Source organism: Sphingomonas sp. GlSt437, assembly GCF_048015635.2.
GTDB lineage: Bacteria > Pseudomonadota > Alphaproteobacteria > Sphingomonadales > Sphingomonadaceae > Sphingomonas.
This window is the reverse complement of sequence record NZ_JBPGYA010000001.1, coordinates 1,540,145-1,554,808: the sequence shown is the minus strand read 5'-3', so window position 1 is coordinate 1,554,808 and position 14,664 is coordinate 1,540,145. Positions and strand designations below refer to the sequence as shown.

General features: G+C 63.7%; 15 protein-coding genes. 5 read left to right on the top strand and 10 right to left on the bottom strand.

Going from position 1 to position 14,664, the window contains the following annotated elements:
- The first annotated feature begins 48 nt into the window (after window positions 1-48).
- From ACLB0R_RS07665 to holA, 4 genes are read left to right on the top strand one after another with little or no spacing between them, the layout of a single operon-like run.
- Window positions 49-486, top strand: a complete 438-nt coding sequence (locus ACLB0R_RS07665; protein WP_416642676.1) for a DUF3576 domain-containing protein — start codon at window positions 49-51, stop codon at window positions 484-486.
- A 16-nt stretch (window positions 487-502) separates the two neighbouring features.
- A complete protein-coding gene (gene leuS, locus ACLB0R_RS07660; protein WP_416642675.1) occupies window positions 503-3,037 on the top strand; it encodes a leucine--tRNA ligase in 2,535 nt (844 codons plus the stop codon).
- The gene (gene lptE / locus ACLB0R_RS07655) at window positions 3,034-3,546 is read left to right on the top strand and encodes an LPS assembly lipoprotein LptE (protein WP_416642674.1); all 513 of its coding nucleotides are present in this window, start codon (window positions 3,034-3,036) and stop codon (window positions 3,544-3,546) included. Before leuS ends, lptE begins: the two co-directional genes overlap by 4 nt.
- On the top strand, window positions 3,543-4,559 hold the full coding sequence (holA, locus tag ACLB0R_RS07650) for a DNA polymerase III subunit delta (protein ID WP_416642673.1): 1,017 nt from the start codon (window positions 3,543-3,545) through the stop codon (window positions 4,557-4,559). The genes lptE and holA overlap by 4 nt, the downstream gene beginning before the upstream one ends.
- Window positions 4,560-4,575: 16 nt before the next feature.
- Here holA and ACLB0R_RS07645 read toward each other — a convergent pair whose 3' ends face one another.
- From ACLB0R_RS07645 to ACLB0R_RS07620, 6 genes are read right to left on the bottom strand one after another with little or no spacing between them, the layout of a single operon-like run.
- Window positions 4,576-5,475 (bottom strand): ParB/RepB/Spo0J family partition protein, encoded by a 900-nt coding sequence (locus ACLB0R_RS07645; protein ID WP_416642672.1) that lies wholly within the window; start codon window positions 5,473-5,475, stop codon window positions 4,576-4,578.
- On the bottom strand, window positions 5,472-6,266 hold the full coding sequence (locus tag ACLB0R_RS07640; protein ID WP_416643039.1) for a ParA family protein: 795 nt from the start codon (window positions 6,264-6,266) through the stop codon (window positions 5,472-5,474). The genes ACLB0R_RS07645 and ACLB0R_RS07640 overlap by 4 nt, the downstream gene beginning before the upstream one ends.
- Window positions 6,263-6,883 carry a 16S rRNA (guanine(527)-N(7))-methyltransferase RsmG gene (gene rsmG / locus ACLB0R_RS07635; RefSeq protein ID WP_416642671.1) on the bottom strand — a complete coding sequence of 207 codons (621 nt, stop codon included), beginning with the start codon at window positions 6,881-6,883 and terminating at the stop codon, window positions 6,263-6,265. The genes ACLB0R_RS07640 and rsmG overlap by 4 nt, the downstream gene beginning before the upstream one ends.
- Entirely contained in the window at window positions 6,880-8,715 is a 1,836-nt protein-coding gene (gene mnmG, locus ACLB0R_RS07630) for a tRNA uridine-5-carboxymethylaminomethyl(34) synthesis enzyme MnmG (protein WP_416642670.1), read from the bottom strand. Before mnmG ends, rsmG begins: the two co-directional genes overlap by 4 nt.
- A gap of 56 nt (window positions 8,716-8,771) precedes the next feature.
- Entirely contained in the window at window positions 8,772-10,058 is a 1,287-nt protein-coding gene (gene mnmE, locus ACLB0R_RS07625) for a tRNA uridine-5-carboxymethylaminomethyl(34) synthesis GTPase MnmE (protein ID WP_434953808.1), read from the bottom strand.
- Window positions 10,059-10,069: 11 nt separating this feature from the next.
- Complete coding sequence (locus ACLB0R_RS07620; protein WP_416642669.1) at window positions 10,070-10,306, bottom strand: DUF6489 family protein; 237 nt, start codon at window positions 10,304-10,306, stop codon at window positions 10,070-10,072.
- 49 nt (window positions 10,307-10,355) lie between these two features.
- Here ACLB0R_RS07620 and ACLB0R_RS07615 point away from each other — a divergent pair, with 49 nt between their 5' ends.
- The gene (locus tag ACLB0R_RS07615; RefSeq protein ID WP_416642668.1) at window positions 10,356-10,826 is read left to right on the top strand and encodes a methylated-DNA--[protein]-cysteine S-methyltransferase; all 471 of its coding nucleotides are present in this window, start codon (window positions 10,356-10,358) and stop codon (window positions 10,824-10,826) included.
- Window positions 10,827-10,856: 30 nt separating this feature from the next.
- On the opposite strand, the gene ACLB0R_RS07610 is transcribed toward ACLB0R_RS07615, so the two are convergent.
- The 4 genes from ACLB0R_RS07610 to hemE all read right to left on the bottom strand — a co-directional run bounded on the left by ACLB0R_RS07610 (window position 10,857) and on the right by hemE (window position 14,617).
- Window positions 10,857-11,489, bottom strand: a complete 633-nt coding sequence (locus ACLB0R_RS07610; protein WP_416642667.1) for a YjbE family putative metal transport protein — start codon at window positions 11,487-11,489, stop codon at window positions 10,857-10,859.
- A 175-nt stretch (window positions 11,490-11,664) separates the two neighbouring features.
- Entirely contained in the window at window positions 11,665-12,921 is a 1,257-nt protein-coding gene (gene rho / locus ACLB0R_RS07605; RefSeq protein ID WP_416642666.1) for a transcription termination factor Rho, read from the bottom strand.
- A 215-nt stretch (window positions 12,922-13,136) separates the two neighbouring features.
- A complete protein-coding gene (locus ACLB0R_RS07600) occupies window positions 13,137-13,592 on the bottom strand; it encodes a CopD family protein (protein ID WP_416642665.1) in 456 nt (151 codons plus the stop codon).
- Window positions 13,589-14,617 (bottom strand): uroporphyrinogen decarboxylase, encoded by a 1,029-nt coding sequence (hemE, locus tag ACLB0R_RS07595; protein WP_416642664.1) that lies wholly within the window; start codon window positions 14,615-14,617, stop codon window positions 13,589-13,591. Before hemE ends, ACLB0R_RS07600 begins: the two co-directional genes overlap by 4 nt.
- Between the last annotated feature and the right edge of the window lie 47 nt (window positions 14,618-14,664).

Here is a 14,664-nt window from a genome sequence, read left to right as displayed (position 1 = left end):
ATAGAGGCCAACGGGTCGTCTTGCCCGGGAAAGATCAGGGAAATGCCGATGAACCGCCGCTCGCTGCGTCTCGCGCTGATGGTCACGATCGCCGCGTCGCTGTCGGCTTGCGTGTTCCACAAGCACCACCCCAAGGATACGCAGGCGCCGGCGCGGATCACCTCGATCGGCGTCAATGCCTATCTGTGGCGCGCCGCGCTCGACACGGTGTCGTTCATGCCGCTCGTCCAGACCGACTCGAACGGCGGCGTGATCGTGACCGATTGGTATGCCAATCCCGCCGTGCCCGCTGAGCGCGTGAAGGTGACGGTCTCGATCCTAGACCAGGATCTGCGCGCCGATGCGGTGCGCGTCGCCGTGCAGCGCCAGATCAATCGCAATGGCGAGTGGGTTGGCGCACCGGTCGAGGCCGCCACGTCGCAGCGGATGGAGGATTTGATCCTCACCCGCGCTCGCGATCTGCGCCGCGCCGCCTCGATCAAATAACGAGGCAGCGTATCGCATGGCGTCTCGCTTCAACGCCCTGAAGGCGGACGCGGCCTGGCAGGCGATCTGGGAAGAACGCCAGACCTTTGCCGCGTCAAACGACAGTAACAAGCCGCGCTCCTATGTGCTGGAGATGTTCCCCTATCCATCGGGGCGGATCCATATGGGGCATGTCCGCAATTACACGATGGGCGACGTGCTCGCGCGCTTCCGGCGGATGCAGGGTATGGAAGTGCTCCACCCGATGGGGTGGGACGCGTTCGGCATGCCGGCGGAAAACGCCGCGATGGAAAAGAAGGTGCATCCCGGCACCTGGACGCGCGCCAACATCGCGACGATGCGCGCGCAGTTGAAGCGGCTTGGCTTCGCGCTCGACTGGAGCCGCGAGCTGGCGACGTGCGAGCCTGAGTATTACGGCCACGAGCAAGCGCTGTTTCTCGACCTGTTCGCCGCCGGCCTCGTCTACCGCAAGGAATCGTCGGTCAATTGGGATCCGGTCGACATGACCGTGCTCGCCAATGAGCAAGTGATCGACGGGCGCGGCTGGCGATCGGGCGCTTTGGTCGAGCGGCGCAAGCTCAGCCAATGGTTCCTCAAGATCACCGATTTCGCCGATGAGTTGTTGACCGGGCTCGGCGCGCTCGAGCATTGGCCCGACAAGGTCAAGCTGATGCAGGAGAACTGGATTGGCAAATCGAGCGGCATCACCTTTCGCTTCGCCCCCGTCAGCCCGCTCGACCAGCCGATCGAAGTATTCAGCACGCGGCCCGACACAATTTTCGGCGCGAGTTTTGTCGCGGTCGCCGCAGATCACCCCGTTGCGCAAGCGCTGGCGGCGACCGATGCGGACGCGGCGGCCTTCATCGAGCGGTGCAAGCTGGGCGGCACGACCGCCGCTGAGCTGGAAACCCAGGAGAAGCTCGGCTTCGACACTGGCTATCGCGTGCTGCATCCCTTTGGCGCGGACTGGGAGCTCCCCGTCTACATCGCCAATTTCGTGCTGATGGACTATGGCACCGGCGCGGTGATGGGCGTGCCTGCGCACGACCAACGCGACCTTGATTTCGCGCGCAAATATGGTCTGAAGGTTCAGCGCGTCGTCGCCGAGGGCGATAATGACGCGCCGGTATTTGAGGGCGATGAGGCCTATACCGGGCCGGGCAGGATCGTGAATTCGGGCTTTTTGGATGGCCTGGATGTCGAGGCTGCCAAGCGCGCCGTCATCGCGCGCGCTGAGGCCGAAGGCTGGGGCACCGGATCGACGGTCTATCGCCTCCGCGACTGGGGGGTGAGCCGCCAGCGTTATTGGGGCACGCCGATCCCGATCATCCATTGCGATGAGTGCGGCGCGGTGCCGGTACCGCGCGACCAGCTGCCTGTCGTGCTACCCGAAGATGTGAGCTTCGACATCCCCGGCAACCCGCTCGACCGCCACCCAACGTGGAAGCATGTCGACTGCCCGAGCTGCGGCAAACCGGCGCGGCGCGAGACCGACACGCTCGATACCTTCGTCGATTCCTCCTGGTATTTCATCCGCTTCGCCAGCCAGCCGAGCGACAAGCCGTTCGACCGGGCGGAGGCGGAAAAATGGCTGCCGGTCGCGCAATATATCGGCGGGGTGGAGCATGCGATCCTCCATCTGCTCTACGCGCGCTTCTGGACGCGCGCGCTGCAGCGGATTGGACGGCTCGACATTGCCGAGCCGTTTGCCGGGCTGTTCACGCAGGGCATGGTGACGCACGAGACCTATTATAAAGGCCAAGGCACCGAGCGCGTCTGGTACAATCCTGAAGACCTCGACATTGCGAGCGGTGCCGCGACACTCAAGGCCGATGGTCAACCGGTCCAGGTCGGCCGCGTCGAGAAGATGTCGAAGTCGAAAAAGAACACCGTCGATCCTGAACCGATCGTCGACCAATACGGCGCAGACGCGGTGCGGTGGTTCATGCTCTCCGATTCGCCCCCCGAACGCGACCTCGAATGGTCGGAAAACGGCATCGAGGGGGCGTGGCGCTTCGTCCAACGGCTGTGGCGGCTGTTCGATGGCGCACGCGACGGTGAGCGCGAGGAAGCCGGTGAGGATCGTGCGCTCGACCGCAAGCTCCATCAGACCATCGCCGGCGTCGCTGCCGATATCGAAGCGCTATCGTTCAACAAGGCGGTCGCCAAGCTGTACGAACTCGTTAACGCGATCGAAAAGGCGGCGCCATCAGCCTCGCGCACCGCAGCGATCGAGACGCTGCTCCTGCTGGTGGCGCCGATGACGCCGCATCTTGCCGAGGAAGCCTGGGCTGGCTGGGGCAAGTCCGGCTTGATTGCGGATGCGGCCTGGCCCGAGGTAAACCCGGCATTGCTGGTCGACGATGAGGTAACCGTCGCGATCCAGGTCAATGGCAAGCTACGCGACACCCGGACCGTCGCCAAGGGCACCGCGCGTGAGGCGCTCGAAGAGCTCGCGCTCGCCAGCGCCAATGTGCAGCGCACGCTCGACGGCGCCGCGCCCAAAAAAGTGATTGTGGTGCCCGATCGCTTGGTCAACATCGTCGCATGACGCGCGCGCGCTTCTGGATCGCTCCGGCATTGCTTGGCTTGGCGCTGGGCGGCTGCGGGCTGCGGCCGCTTTATTCAGGCGGCGGCGATGGCCGCGTCGCCGGGCTGCTTACGCATGTGGAAGTCGCGCCAATCGAAGGCAAATCGGGCTGGCTCGTGGCCAATGCCGTCCGCGACCGGCTCGCTGCCGGCGGCAATGGCGTCGCCGCCTATCGACTTGAAATCAAGCTCGACGACAAGATCATCGGGCTGGGCGTCAACAACAACGACGTCGTAACGCGTGAGCGGCGCACCTTGCGGGCGCGCTATCAACTGATCGACTTGTCCAATGGCGCGATTGTCGTCGATGCGACAGCGGGCTCGGACGCCGGCATCGACGTCGTGAGCTCGGAATACGCCACCGTTGCCGCCGAGCAAACCGCGCTCGAGCGGCTATCGGGCATCGTTGCCGACCAGATCGTTGCGCGCGTCGCGCTTTACGCCGAGCGTACCACGCCGCGGACCAAGTGAAGGCAAGCGCCAGCCAGCTCCGCGCCGCGATCGATCGCGCAGACAATGGTGTCCGCCTTTATCTGCTTTACGGCCCCGATGATGCCGGCGCGCGCGAATGGGCGATGCGACTCGGCCGGCGGCTGGGCACGGGGGTTGAACGGATCGATCTGGAAGGCGCGCAGCTTCGCGCTGATCCGGCACGGCTGGCGACCGAGGCCGCGTCAATGTCGCTGTTCGGCGAGCCGCGCTATATCCTGGTCAGCAATACCGGCGAGGAAAGCAATGAGGCAGTCGCCTTGCTGCTTGCCGCCGAGCAAGCCGCCAATCCGGTGGTCGTGATCGCACCGTCTGCGAAAGCGACCAGCAAGCTCGTCAAGGCCGCTCTCGCCGCGCCAACCGCAATGGCGCACGCGTGCTACCAGCCGGTCGGCGAGGAAGCGAACGCGCTGGCCAGCACGATCGCGGCAGAGCATGGCCTGCGCGCCACAGGCCGGGTGGCGGCGCGGTTGGTCGGACTGAGCGGCGGCGACCGCGCCATCCTTACACGCGAGATTGAGAAGCTGGCGCTTTACCTCGACGCTGCGCCGGACCGACCCAAGGCGCTCGATGACGGCGCGATCGACGCTGTCGGCGCCGATCTGGGCGAAGGCGATATCGCCGCGGCGATCGATGCTGCAGTCGAAGGCCGCCCGGAAGCGCTCGGCGACGCACTGGCCCGGTTGAGCGAGTCGGGCACCTCGCCGATTCCCGTGATGCGCGCTACGGTGCGGCGGCTGATGACGCTTGCCGAATTGAGCGCCGACGTTGCGGCGGGCGCCTCGGTCAACGACACGATTGAGCGCCACAACATCTTTTTCCGCGAAAAAGCGAGTATGGCCAAGGCGCTGCGACTTTCGTCGCCTAAAAGACTGTCTGATGCGATCGACCATCTGCGCCGTGCTGAGCGATCATTGATGGCGGCTGCCACGGCTGGTCCGGTCCTCGCCGACGCAGCGATGATCGATATCGCGCGTGCGGCCCGGCGAGGTTAGCGCTTTAGGCCCCGACTTAGTAAGACCGCTCACCGCTCAATCGCTGACAGATCATGTCGAGCTGATCCAGGGTCGAATAGCTCAGCGTCAGCGCGCCGCCCTTAGGCCCATGATTGATCCGCACGTTCAGCCCAAGCAAGTCGCTCAGCTGGTGCTCAAGCGCGGCAATGTCGGCATCGCGGCCGGCAGCCGTGCCGTTCGATTTGGCGCCCTTGGCTCCGCGCGCCAAGCGCTCGGTATCCCGCACCGATAGCCCCTTGGCGACGACTTGTTCGGCCAGGGCCTCGGCATGAGCAGCGCCGATCAGCGCGCGAGCGTGTCCCATATCGAGCGTGCCCTCGATCACCAGCTGCTGCACCTTGGGCGGCAGCTGCAGCAGCCGCATCAAATTGGCGATGTGGCTTCGCGACTTGTGAACGATGCGCGCCAGTTCTTCCTGGCTATGGCCGTAGTCACGGATAAGGCGTTGATAGGCTTGCGCTTCCTCGATCGCGTTGAGGTCCTGGCGTTGGATATTCTCGACAAGCGCGACTTCCATCGTGGCGGCGTCATCGAACTCCTTGACGATGACCGGAACATCATGGAGCCGGGCACGCTGGGCGGCTCGCCAGCGACGTTCGCCCGCGACAATCTGAAAGCCAGTGCCGTGCGGGCGCACGACGATCGGCTGGATCAGCCCGCGAGTCGCGATCGACTGGGCAAGCTCATCAAGCGCCGCGTCATCGAAATGGCGACGCGGCTGGCCGGGATGCGGGCTGAGCGCGCCGACGGGCAGCAGGCGCAATCCAGACGCTGGCCAGGTATCGGCTTCATGACCCACTGGCGCCTCTCGCTCGATATCGCCCATGAGGGCGCTGAGACCACGGCCAAGGCCGGGGCGCGGTTTGCGTGCGATTGTCGGGCTTTGATCGGTCATGCGGCCTGTGCGCTGGTAGTGGAGCGGGGTGGATCGAGCCGGCCGATCAGTTCGCGGGCCAGCGCGATATAGGCTTCCGAGCCCGGGCAACGATAATCGTAGATTAGCGCCGGCAGCCCGTGGCTGGGGGCCTCAGAAAGGCGAACGTTGCGAGGAATCACCGTATCGAAAACGACTTTCCCCAGCACCGCTCGCACATCCTGAGCGACTTGGTCAGTCAGACGATTGCGCCGATCATACATGGTCAGCGCCACGCCCAAAATGGTCAGGCCAGGGTTGAAGCGACTCCGAATCCGCTCGACGGTATTCAGCAACTGGCTCAATCCTTCGAGCGCGAAAAACTCGCATTGGAGCGGGACGAGCAGCGATTCCGCCGCAACCATCGCGTTCATCGTCAGCAAGCCGAGCGACGGGGGACAGTCAATTAACGCGACGTCCCAATTGCCGCTGGCACCCTCGAGCGCGAATTTAAGACGATGCGTTCGCTCGTCGAGCTCAACCAGCTCGATCTCGGCCCCCGACAAATCAACCGTTGCAGGCACGATATCGAGCCGCGGCACCCGCGTTGAAACCACCACGTCCGACAGCAGCGCGCCGTTGATTAGCAGATCGTAAGTCGATCGAGTCCGCTCGGCGCGGTTAATCCCCAGGCCGGTCGAGCAATTACCCTGTGGGTCCATATCGATCAGCAGTACGCGCTTGCCCGTCGCCGCCAGCGCGGTGCCGACATTAATGGCCGTGGTGGTCTTGCCCACCCCCCCTTTTTGATTGGCGATCGCGATGCACTTCATCGTGGTTTGACACCCGTTGCGACGACAATGAGCGAATCCGGCTGCGTGATGCTCGGTTCCACGTGAAACGACCCATGCCACGTCCGCCGCGCTGCCGCCACCTCTTCGCGCGCATTTGGGCCCTTGGGCAGCAGCCACAGCGTTTTTTCTGTGGAAATCGCTCGGCCTGTTTTGAGCAGCTCCGGCAAAGCCGCGACCGCGCGTGCGGATATGACATCGACTTGATCGTCGATAGTCTCGGCACGTGCATGCTTGACGCGGACACGGTGTGTGATGCCCAACGCCCCTGAAGATCTTTGTAGGAACTCTGCTCGCCGGCGCCGCGGCTCAATCAACGAGAAGCGATGGTCACTCAAAATTGCCAACACCATGCCCGGAAAACCCGCGCCTGTGCCGATATCTGCCCAATTCAGGGCACTGCGATCTGCTGGAGCGAGTCCAAGGAGCTGCGCGGAGTCTACGACATGACGCCGCCAAATCTCGCCGATGCTCGATGCGGAGATCAGGTTTTGATCAGCGGACTCGGTGATCAGAAAGTCGAGAAATTGGGCGACGGCTGTTTCACGTGAAACACCAAACCGCGCTCTAATCCATACCCTCGCCTCGGCCTCGGTCATGCCGCGCGCTTGCGGACGTGCAAAAGGATTGCCGACAACGCCGCTGGCGTGATGCCACGGATACGACCCGCGGCGCCGAGCGTCTCCGGTCGCGCCAATTGCAGCCGCTCGACCATCTCGCCCGACAATCCCGGGATTGCGGAATAGTCCAGACCGGCAGCAAGCAGCAGCGCTTCGTCCCGGCGCAGCGCCTCAATCTCCTGCGCCTGGCGGCGCAGATACGGTGCATAATGCGCGTCGGCGACGATTTCGTCGATCACCGCCGGGTCACCGACGAGATTTGGAACAAGCTGGCTAAGCTCGACACCCGGGAAGCGCAGCCAGTCATAAGCGCTCATCTTACTGCCATCCGCCGCCACCGATGCCCCGCCGCTGATCACCTCACTTGCGGTCAGCTCACGCGACAGCCCGGCATGGATCGCTTGACGAGCCTCCTCCCGTCGTAGCTGCGCCGATTCCCGATCAGGCCCGACACATCCAAGCGCCCGAGCAGCCGATCCAAGCCGGGTCTCAGCATTGTCGGCACGCAAATGGAGCCGGAATTCAGCGCGGGCCGTCAACATCCGATAGGGCTCAGTAACTCCTTGCAGCACGAGATCGTCAATCATCACGCCAAGGTAGCTGGTGGCGCGATCGAGCACGGCAGGCTCCAATCCAAGGGCGAGCGCCGCGGCATTCAACCCCGCGACCAGCCCCTGCCCCGCTGCTTCCTCATAGCCGGTCGTCCCGTTGATCTGTCCGGCACAGAAGAGCCCCGGCACCGCCTCGACCTCAAGCGTCCGGCGCAGCGCGCGGGGGTCGATATGGTCATATTCAACCGCATAGCCGGGTACGGCTATCCGGGAGGCTTCGAGGCCCGGCAAGGTTGCGATCATCGCTTGCTGGATATCGGCCGGCAGCGACGTTGAGATACCGTTGGGATAAATAAGATGATCGTCGAGACCCTCCGGCTCCAGAAAGATCTGATGGCTATCGCGATCGGCGAAGCGATGGACCTTGTCCTCGATCGACGGACAGTAACGCGGCCCGCGCGCATCGATCGCCCCCGTGAACATCGGTGAGCGATCTAGATTCGCGCGGATGATATCGTGCGTTGCCGGCGTGGTTCGCGTGATCGCGCAGAACAACTGACGCTGCGGGCGACGGTGCGTCATCGACGACATCGTCCAATGGTCGCTGTCGCTTGGCTGCTCCTCCAAGCCAGCCCAGTCGATGGTCCGGCCATCCAAGCGAGGCGGTGTCCCTGTCTTCAGTCGCGCCATTGGCAGCGCAACCGCGCGGAGCTGCTCGCCAAGCCGCGTCGCCGCCTGCTCGTCAATCCGGCCACCCACGAGGCGCTCCTCACCCCGGAAGATGCGCCCGCCGAGGAATGTACCGGTTGCGAGAACCACTGCGGGCGCGCTCAGAAAAGTTCCGTCGCCAAGGGTGAGCCCAGCTATGCGGCCACCAACAACCTCCAACTGGCCAGCTTCACCCGCAATCACCGTCAGCCTGGCCTGCGCCCCGAGCATCGACTGGATCGCTCGCAAGTAAAGCTTCCGATCCGCCTGGACCCGCGGGCCCTGCACCGCGGCGCCCTTGGAGCGGTTGAGCAAGCGGTAATGGATCCCCGCAGCATCCGCAGCACGCGCAATCAGGCCATCAAAGGCATCGACCTCTCGCACGATATGGCCCTTGCCCAGCCCGCCGATCGACGGGTTGCACGACATCGCGCCGATCCGCTTCGGGTCGAAGCTCACCAGTGCGACACGCGCGCCACGCCGCGCAGCCACGGCCGCAGCCTCGGTGCCGGCGTGCCCGCCTCCGACCACAATGACGTCGAACTGAGCCATGCCGTGCCGCTAAGCGCCGCGCGTGCTTAAGTCAAAACACCGTTCCACGTGAAACATCATTTACCGATGCAAAATCGCCCAAACAACGCATCGAGCATGTCTTCGACGCCCGAGGTCCCCGTGATGCGATCGAGCGCTGCTCGCGCTAACCTGAGCCATTCTGCGCGCAATACGACGTCCCCTTCATGCGCTGCTGCCTCCAATGCCTCGGCAGCCGCCTCAATCAAGGCCCGTTGCCGGCGATTGACCGCGAGCCTGTCTTCGCGGGGCAACAGTGCCTTCGCTCGCTCGCTGATCTGCAGCCAAAGCGCGCTCATGCCGGCACCGGTTAGCGCGGAAACGGCTAGGCGATCCTCACCGCGTGTCTCTCGATCGTCGGCACGTGGAAAAAGCCAAATCGCATCCAAGCTCGGCGGTGGTGGTACGTCATCCAGCCAAAGCACGAGGTCGGCTTCGACCATCGCCTTTCGCGACCGATCAATTCCGACCGCCTCGATTGGGTCATCTGTCGCGTCAGCCAAGCCAGCCGTGTCGATCAGCAAATAGGCGATGCCGTCACGGACAACCGGCGCCTCGATCCGGTCTCGCGTGGTCCCCGCAATCGGTGACACAATCGCCGCATCACGATCAACAAGCACGTTAAATAATGTCGACTTACCGCTGTTCGGTGGGCCAGCGAGCACGACACGGATACCGTCGCGCAGCCGCTCGATCGGTGGCTCGTCGAGCACGGCGCGCATCTCATGCGCGAGCGTCGCGCTATCGCGCGCCACGAGATCGTGATGGCCGAGTTCCGGCTCAACATCATCCTCATCCGCAAAGTCGAGCGCCGCCTCAACGCGCGCAGCTAAAGCAAGAACGCGGCCAGCCCAGCCCGCAACTGCCTTGCTCACCACGCCATCCACCGCCGCCTGGGCGCGCCGGCGTTGGCTTTCGGTCTCGGCCATCAGCAAGTCGCCCAGCCCCTCAGCCTCTGCAAGATCGATCCGCCCTGACGACAGAGCACGCCGGGTGAATTCGCCGGGCTCAGCCGGTCGCAACCCAGGTATCGCTGCCAACGCCCGCTCAACCGCCGCAAGAACCGCGCGGCCGCCGTGCACGTGGAGCTCAGCCACATCCTCCCCAGTCGCGCTCCGCGGCGCCGGGAACCAGAGGATCAGCGCCCTGTCTAGCACTTCACCATTGGCGGGGTCAGCGAGCTTGGCGAGTCTTGCGACGCGTGGTTCCGGCAAAACACCCGCAAGCATTCTAACCGCCCAACCCGCTTCAGGCCCCGATATCCGGAGCACAGCGATCGCGGCTGGCGGGGCGCCGCTCGAAACGGCAAAGACTGTATCTGCCAAGGATGTCTTTCTCAGCTCGAGGTGCCGCCGCTATTCGCGTCGAACAACCGTCGCCAGAAATTCATTCCGGCCTCCCCCATCGGCGCCCAGCTGCGCATCACCGCTTCGAGCATCTCGGGCCGAACGCCATTATCCATGGTTTCCAACAGCATGCCGACATATTTCTCATGCACAGGCGTGAAATCGGGCAGCCCCATCGCGCGCCGCGCTTCCTCGGGCGTGCATTCTATCTCGACATTGATCTTCATTGTCCTACTCCGCTTGAGCGTCGCGCTCGCAACAGGCATAGCCAGCGCCATGTATGCGCCCGATCACGCGGTTATCGCAACGCCCGTTGGCGGCGTACGGGTGGAGGCGAGTAAGGACGAGCTCATCGCGATCAGTATTGCTCAAGGGCTGGCACCGGTCGCCGCCATGACGCCATTGCTCAAGCTGGCTGAGCAGCAGCTGATGGAGTGGTTCGCCGGCACCCGTACCAGCTTCGATCTCCCGTTGCGGCCGACCGCTACCCCGCGCGGCGAAGCTTTGCGCGCTGCAATCGCCAGCATCGGCTATGGCGCGACGATGAGCTACGGCGCGCTGGCCCGTGCGACCGGGTCGGGCGCCCGCGCCATCGGCCAGGCGTGCGCGCGCAACCCCTTCCCGATCGTCATTCCCTGCCACCGGGTGCTTGCCGCCGGCGGGGCGCTGGGCGCTTATTCGGGCGGCGACGGCCCTGTCACCAAGCAATGGCTGCTCGATCACGAGCAGCGGCACCGCCTGGGCTGATCGGCGCGGAACAACCCGAAGGATGGTTCGCTAACCCGGCATCGCCGTCATGACGCCAACCTTGGGATCGGTGATGCCATGATAAACCATTGATCCGGCTACATAAAGGATCATCGCCAAGCCGGCCCAGGCAATCCAGCGATGGCGACCGATGATGCGCGCGATCAAATTAGCGGCAACTGCCATCACCGTTACCGAAAAGCCGAGCCCGATTAGCAGCACGGTGGGGTGATTGCGCGCGGCGCCGGTCAGCGCGAGAACATTGTCCAGGCTCATCGACAAATCCGCCAGCGCGATCTGCACGGCCGCTTGACCGAAACTCTTCGGCGTGCGCGGCGCGACGACGCCGTCGCCAGCATCCCCCTCGCTCACGCGCAATTCGCGGAACAGCTTCCACGCCACCCAGAGCAGCAGCAAGCCGCCCGCCAACAGAAGCCCGACCACCTTGAGCAGCGTGGTCGCGATCAGCGCAAAGCCGATAAGGCAGACGAGCGCGATCGCCGCGCCTAGCGTCAGGGCGCGCCGCCTCTGCGCATCGGGTAACCCCGCCGCGAGCGTGCCGAGCACCATCACGTTATCGCCAGCCAGCATCAGGTCGATCGCGATGACCTGCACAAGCGCCGTCAGGCCGGCGGGAGTCAGGACGTCGGCGAAGTCGAACATGCCGATGTCGGTAGCAGGCGGCCGGTGGCGCCGCTAGGCGGTAGGGTGGATGGCTGACGGTGAGGAGGCCGGGTTGCAGCGGCGCGAAGTAAATTCGCGCCGTCGGTCGGGCGCCTGGGCGCCCGCAGGCCGATCGTTCGCGAGTCTTGGATTAGCTATCGCTAATCCAAGCCTCTCACTGATTCATACTGTCGAAGAAATCGTCGTTGGTCTTGGAATCCTTCATCTTGTCGAGCAGGAATTCCATCGCGTCGATCGTGCCCATCTGCATCAGGATGCGGCGCAGCACCCACATCTTGGTGAGCTTGGATTTATCGACGAGCAACTCTTCCTTGCGCGTGCCCGACTTGCCGACGTCGAGCGCGGGGAAGATGCGTTTGTCGGCCACCTTGCGGTCGAGCACGATTTCGCTGTTGCCGGTGCCCTTGAACTCTTCAAAGATCACTTCGTCCATACGGCTGCCGGTGTCGATCAGCGCGGTCGCGATGATCGAGAGCGATCCGCCCTCCTCGATGTTGCGCGCTGCACCGAAGAAGCGCTTGGGCCGCTGTAGCGCGTTGGCATCGACGCCACCGGTCAGCACCTTGCCCGAGCTCGGCACGACGGTGTTATAGGCGCGGCCAAGCCGCGTGATCGAGTCGAGCAGGATGACCACATCCTTCTTGTGCTCGACCAGACGCTTCGCCTTTTCGATCACCATTTCAGCGACTTGCACGTGACGCTGCGCTGGTTCGTCGAAGGTCGAGCTAATCACTTCACCCTTCACGCTGCGCTGCATGTCGGTGACTTCCTCGGGCCGCTCGTCGATCAGCAGCACGATCAGGAAGACTTCCGGGTGATTGTCGGTGATCGCCTTGGCGATGTTCTGCAGCATCACCGTCTTGCCGACGCGCGGCGGTGCGACGATCAGCGTGCGCTGGCCCTTGCCCTGCGGGCTAACGATATCGATAACGCGCGCAGACTTGTCCTTCTGCGTCGGGTCGAGCTGGTCGAGCGTCAGCTTCTCGTCGGGGTAAAGCGGGGTCAGATTGTCGAAATTGACGCGATGGCGCAGCGCATCAGGGTTGTCGAAATTGACGCTGGTCAGCCGGGTAAGCGCGAAATAGCGCTCGCCCTCTTTGGGGCCGCGGATCTCGCCTTCAACCGTATCACCGGTGCGCAGGCCGAATTTGCGGACCTGGTTGGGCGAGACATAGATATCGTCGGGGCCGGCGAGATAATTCGCCTCAGGGCTGCGCAGAAAGCCAAAGCCGTCGGGCAGCACTTCGATGGTGCCGAGACCCATGATCTGCTCGCCATTATCCGCCTCGACCTTGAGGATGGCGAACATCAAATCCTGTTTGCGCATCGTCGACGCGCCCTCGACGCCCAGCTCCTCGGCCATTTCGACGAGGTCGGCGGGCGTCTTTTTCTTGAGGTCGGCAAGATGCATGTAGAGTGTCCGTTGGAATAAAATATCAGGGATGTTGTTCTTGAGCGCCGGTCTGCAAGCTGGGTCGCGACGGCGCTGGGACGGAGAAATACGGGGCAGGACGCCACCGCAGGACAGATTGGAAACTAGGCACGGTTGAGGAGCAAGTCAAGATTTGGCGGATCGCCCTTAAATCCTCCCCGGCCAGGAGAAGGATTTGACGCTGCAGTCCAACCTTAAAACGGCTGGACGATCACCAGCACCACGATCAGGATCGCCATTACCCCCGGGACTTCGTTGAGCAAACGCAGTTGTTTGCCGGTCAACCGCCGCTCGCCGCGGGCCAACCGCCGCGAATAGGCGACGATATAACCGTGATAGCCGCTTAGCAGCACCACCAGCGCGATTTTGGCGTGAAGCCAGCCCAACCCAGGCGCTCCGGAGAAACCGCCCAGATTGGCCGCCAGCGCCAACCCCAATACCCACACCACGATCAGCGCCGGGGTGAGGATGATCGAGCGCAGCTTATGCTCGCGCTCGACCCAGCGGGCTTCTTCGGGCGAACTAGGCTCGGCTTCCTGATGATAGACGAGGTAGCGCGGCAGCATAAACAGCCCCGCCATCCAGAAAATGACGAAGACGACATGTGCCACCTTCACCCAGGGATAGGCACTGCCGAGAAAGCCGATCATCGTGCCCGACTCCTAATATGCGCGACGAGCTGCTCGACATGCGCGATCGGCGTATCCTGCTGGATACCGTGGCCAAGATTGAAGACATGTGGGCGATCAGCAAAAGCGGCGATGATGCTATCGATCTGCGCGTTGAGCGCCTCGCCGCCGACGATCAGCGCGAGCGGGTCGAGATTGCCCTGCACCGGGATATCCTTGGGCAGGCTGGCATGGGCCCAGGCGGGATCGACCGTTTCGTCGAGCCCAATCGCGTCGGCACCGGTCTCCCGCGCATAAGCCCCGAGCTTGCCACCCGCGCCCTTGGGGAAACCGATGATCGGTGTATCGGGGTGCCGCGCCTTCACGCCGGCGATGATGCGGGCGTTGGGCTCGATCACCCAGCGCTCGAATTGGGCAGGCGACAAGCTGCCCGCCCAGCTATCGAACAGCTGCACCGCTTCGACGCCATCGTCGATCTGACGACCGAGATACTCGATCGTCATCGTCGTAATTGCGTCGATTATCGCGGCAAACGCGCCTGGATCGCGATCGGCATAGCGACGCGTCTCGACTTGGTCGCGACTGCCATGGCCCGCCACCATATAGGTGGCGACCGTCCAAGGGCTGCCGGCAAAGCCCAGAAAAGTCACTTTGGGATCGAGGGCCGCTTTGACCTTGCGCACCGTTGCGTACACCGGATCGAGCCGCTCGGGCACCGCCGCCAGCTGCACCAACGCATGATCAATCAGCGGTGGTGACAATTGCGGGCCTTCACCGGCGCCAAAGGTCAGGAACTGACCCATCGCCGAGGGCACCATCAGAATGTCCGAGAACAGGATGGCGCCATCAAAGCCGAAGCGGCGGAGCGGCTGCAACGTCACTTCGGCAGCCGCATCGCTATCGTTGACAAGATCGAGGAAGCCGCCCTTCTCGGCTCGCAACGCGCGATATTCGGGTAGATAACGCCCCGCCTGGCGCATCAGCCACATTGGCGGCGCCGGCTGGCGCTCCCCCTTCAACGTCGCGAGCAAGGGCTTGGTCGTCATGCGCTCCGGGTCTTTCCAACTTATCTAATAAGAAGAATCTATAAGGA

What these genes read in the sequence shown, in the direction of transcription:
- rho (WP_416642666.1), bottom strand. Translation starts at nt 12,921, where the DNA reads ATGCATCTTGCCGACCTCAAGAAAAAGACGCCCGCCGACCTCGTCGAA.
- mnmG (WP_416642670.1), bottom strand. Translation starts at nt 8,715, where the DNA reads ATGGCTCAGTTCGACGTCATTGTGGTCGGAGGCGGGCACGCCGGCACC.
- ACLB0R_RS07640 (WP_416643039.1), bottom strand. Translation starts at nt 6,266, where the DNA reads ATGAAGTGCATCGCGATCGCCAATCAAAAAGGGGGGGTGGGCAAGACC.
- ACLB0R_RS07645 (WP_416642672.1), bottom strand. Translation starts at nt 5,475, where the DNA reads ATGACCGATCAAAGCCCGACAATCGCACGCAAACCGCGCCCCGGCCTT.
- hemE (WP_416642664.1), bottom strand. Translation starts at nt 14,617, where the DNA reads ATGACGACCAAGCCCTTGCTCGCGACGTTGAAGGGGGAGCGCCAGCCG.
- ACLB0R_RS07615 (WP_416642668.1), top strand. Translation starts at nt 10,356, where the DNA reads ATGTATGCGCCCGATCACGCGGTTATCGCAACGCCCGTTGGCGGCGTA.
- ACLB0R_RS07620 (WP_416642669.1), bottom strand. Translation starts at nt 10,306, where the DNA reads ATGAAGATCAATGTCGAGATAGAATGCACGCCCGAGGAAGCGCGGCGC.
- ACLB0R_RS07610 (WP_416642667.1), bottom strand. Translation starts at nt 11,489, where the DNA reads ATGTTCGACTTCGCCGACGTCCTGACTCCCGCCGGCCTGACGGCGCTT.
- leuS (WP_416642675.1), top strand. Translation starts at nt 503, where the DNA reads ATGGCGTCTCGCTTCAACGCCCTGAAGGCGGACGCGGCCTGGCAGGCG.
- ACLB0R_RS07600 (WP_416642665.1), bottom strand. Translation starts at nt 13,592, where the DNA reads ATGATCGGCTTTCTCGGCAGTGCCTATCCCTGGGTGAAGGTGGCACAT.
- lptE (WP_416642674.1), top strand. Translation starts at nt 3,034, where the DNA reads ATGACGCGCGCGCGCTTCTGGATCGCTCCGGCATTGCTTGGCTTGGCG.
- rsmG (WP_416642671.1), bottom strand. Translation starts at nt 6,883, where the DNA reads ATGACCGAGGCCGAGGCGAGGGTATGGATTAGAGCGCGGTTTGGTGTT.
- ACLB0R_RS07665 (WP_416642676.1), top strand. Translation starts at nt 49, where the DNA reads ATGAACCGCCGCTCGCTGCGTCTCGCGCTGATGGTCACGATCGCCGCG.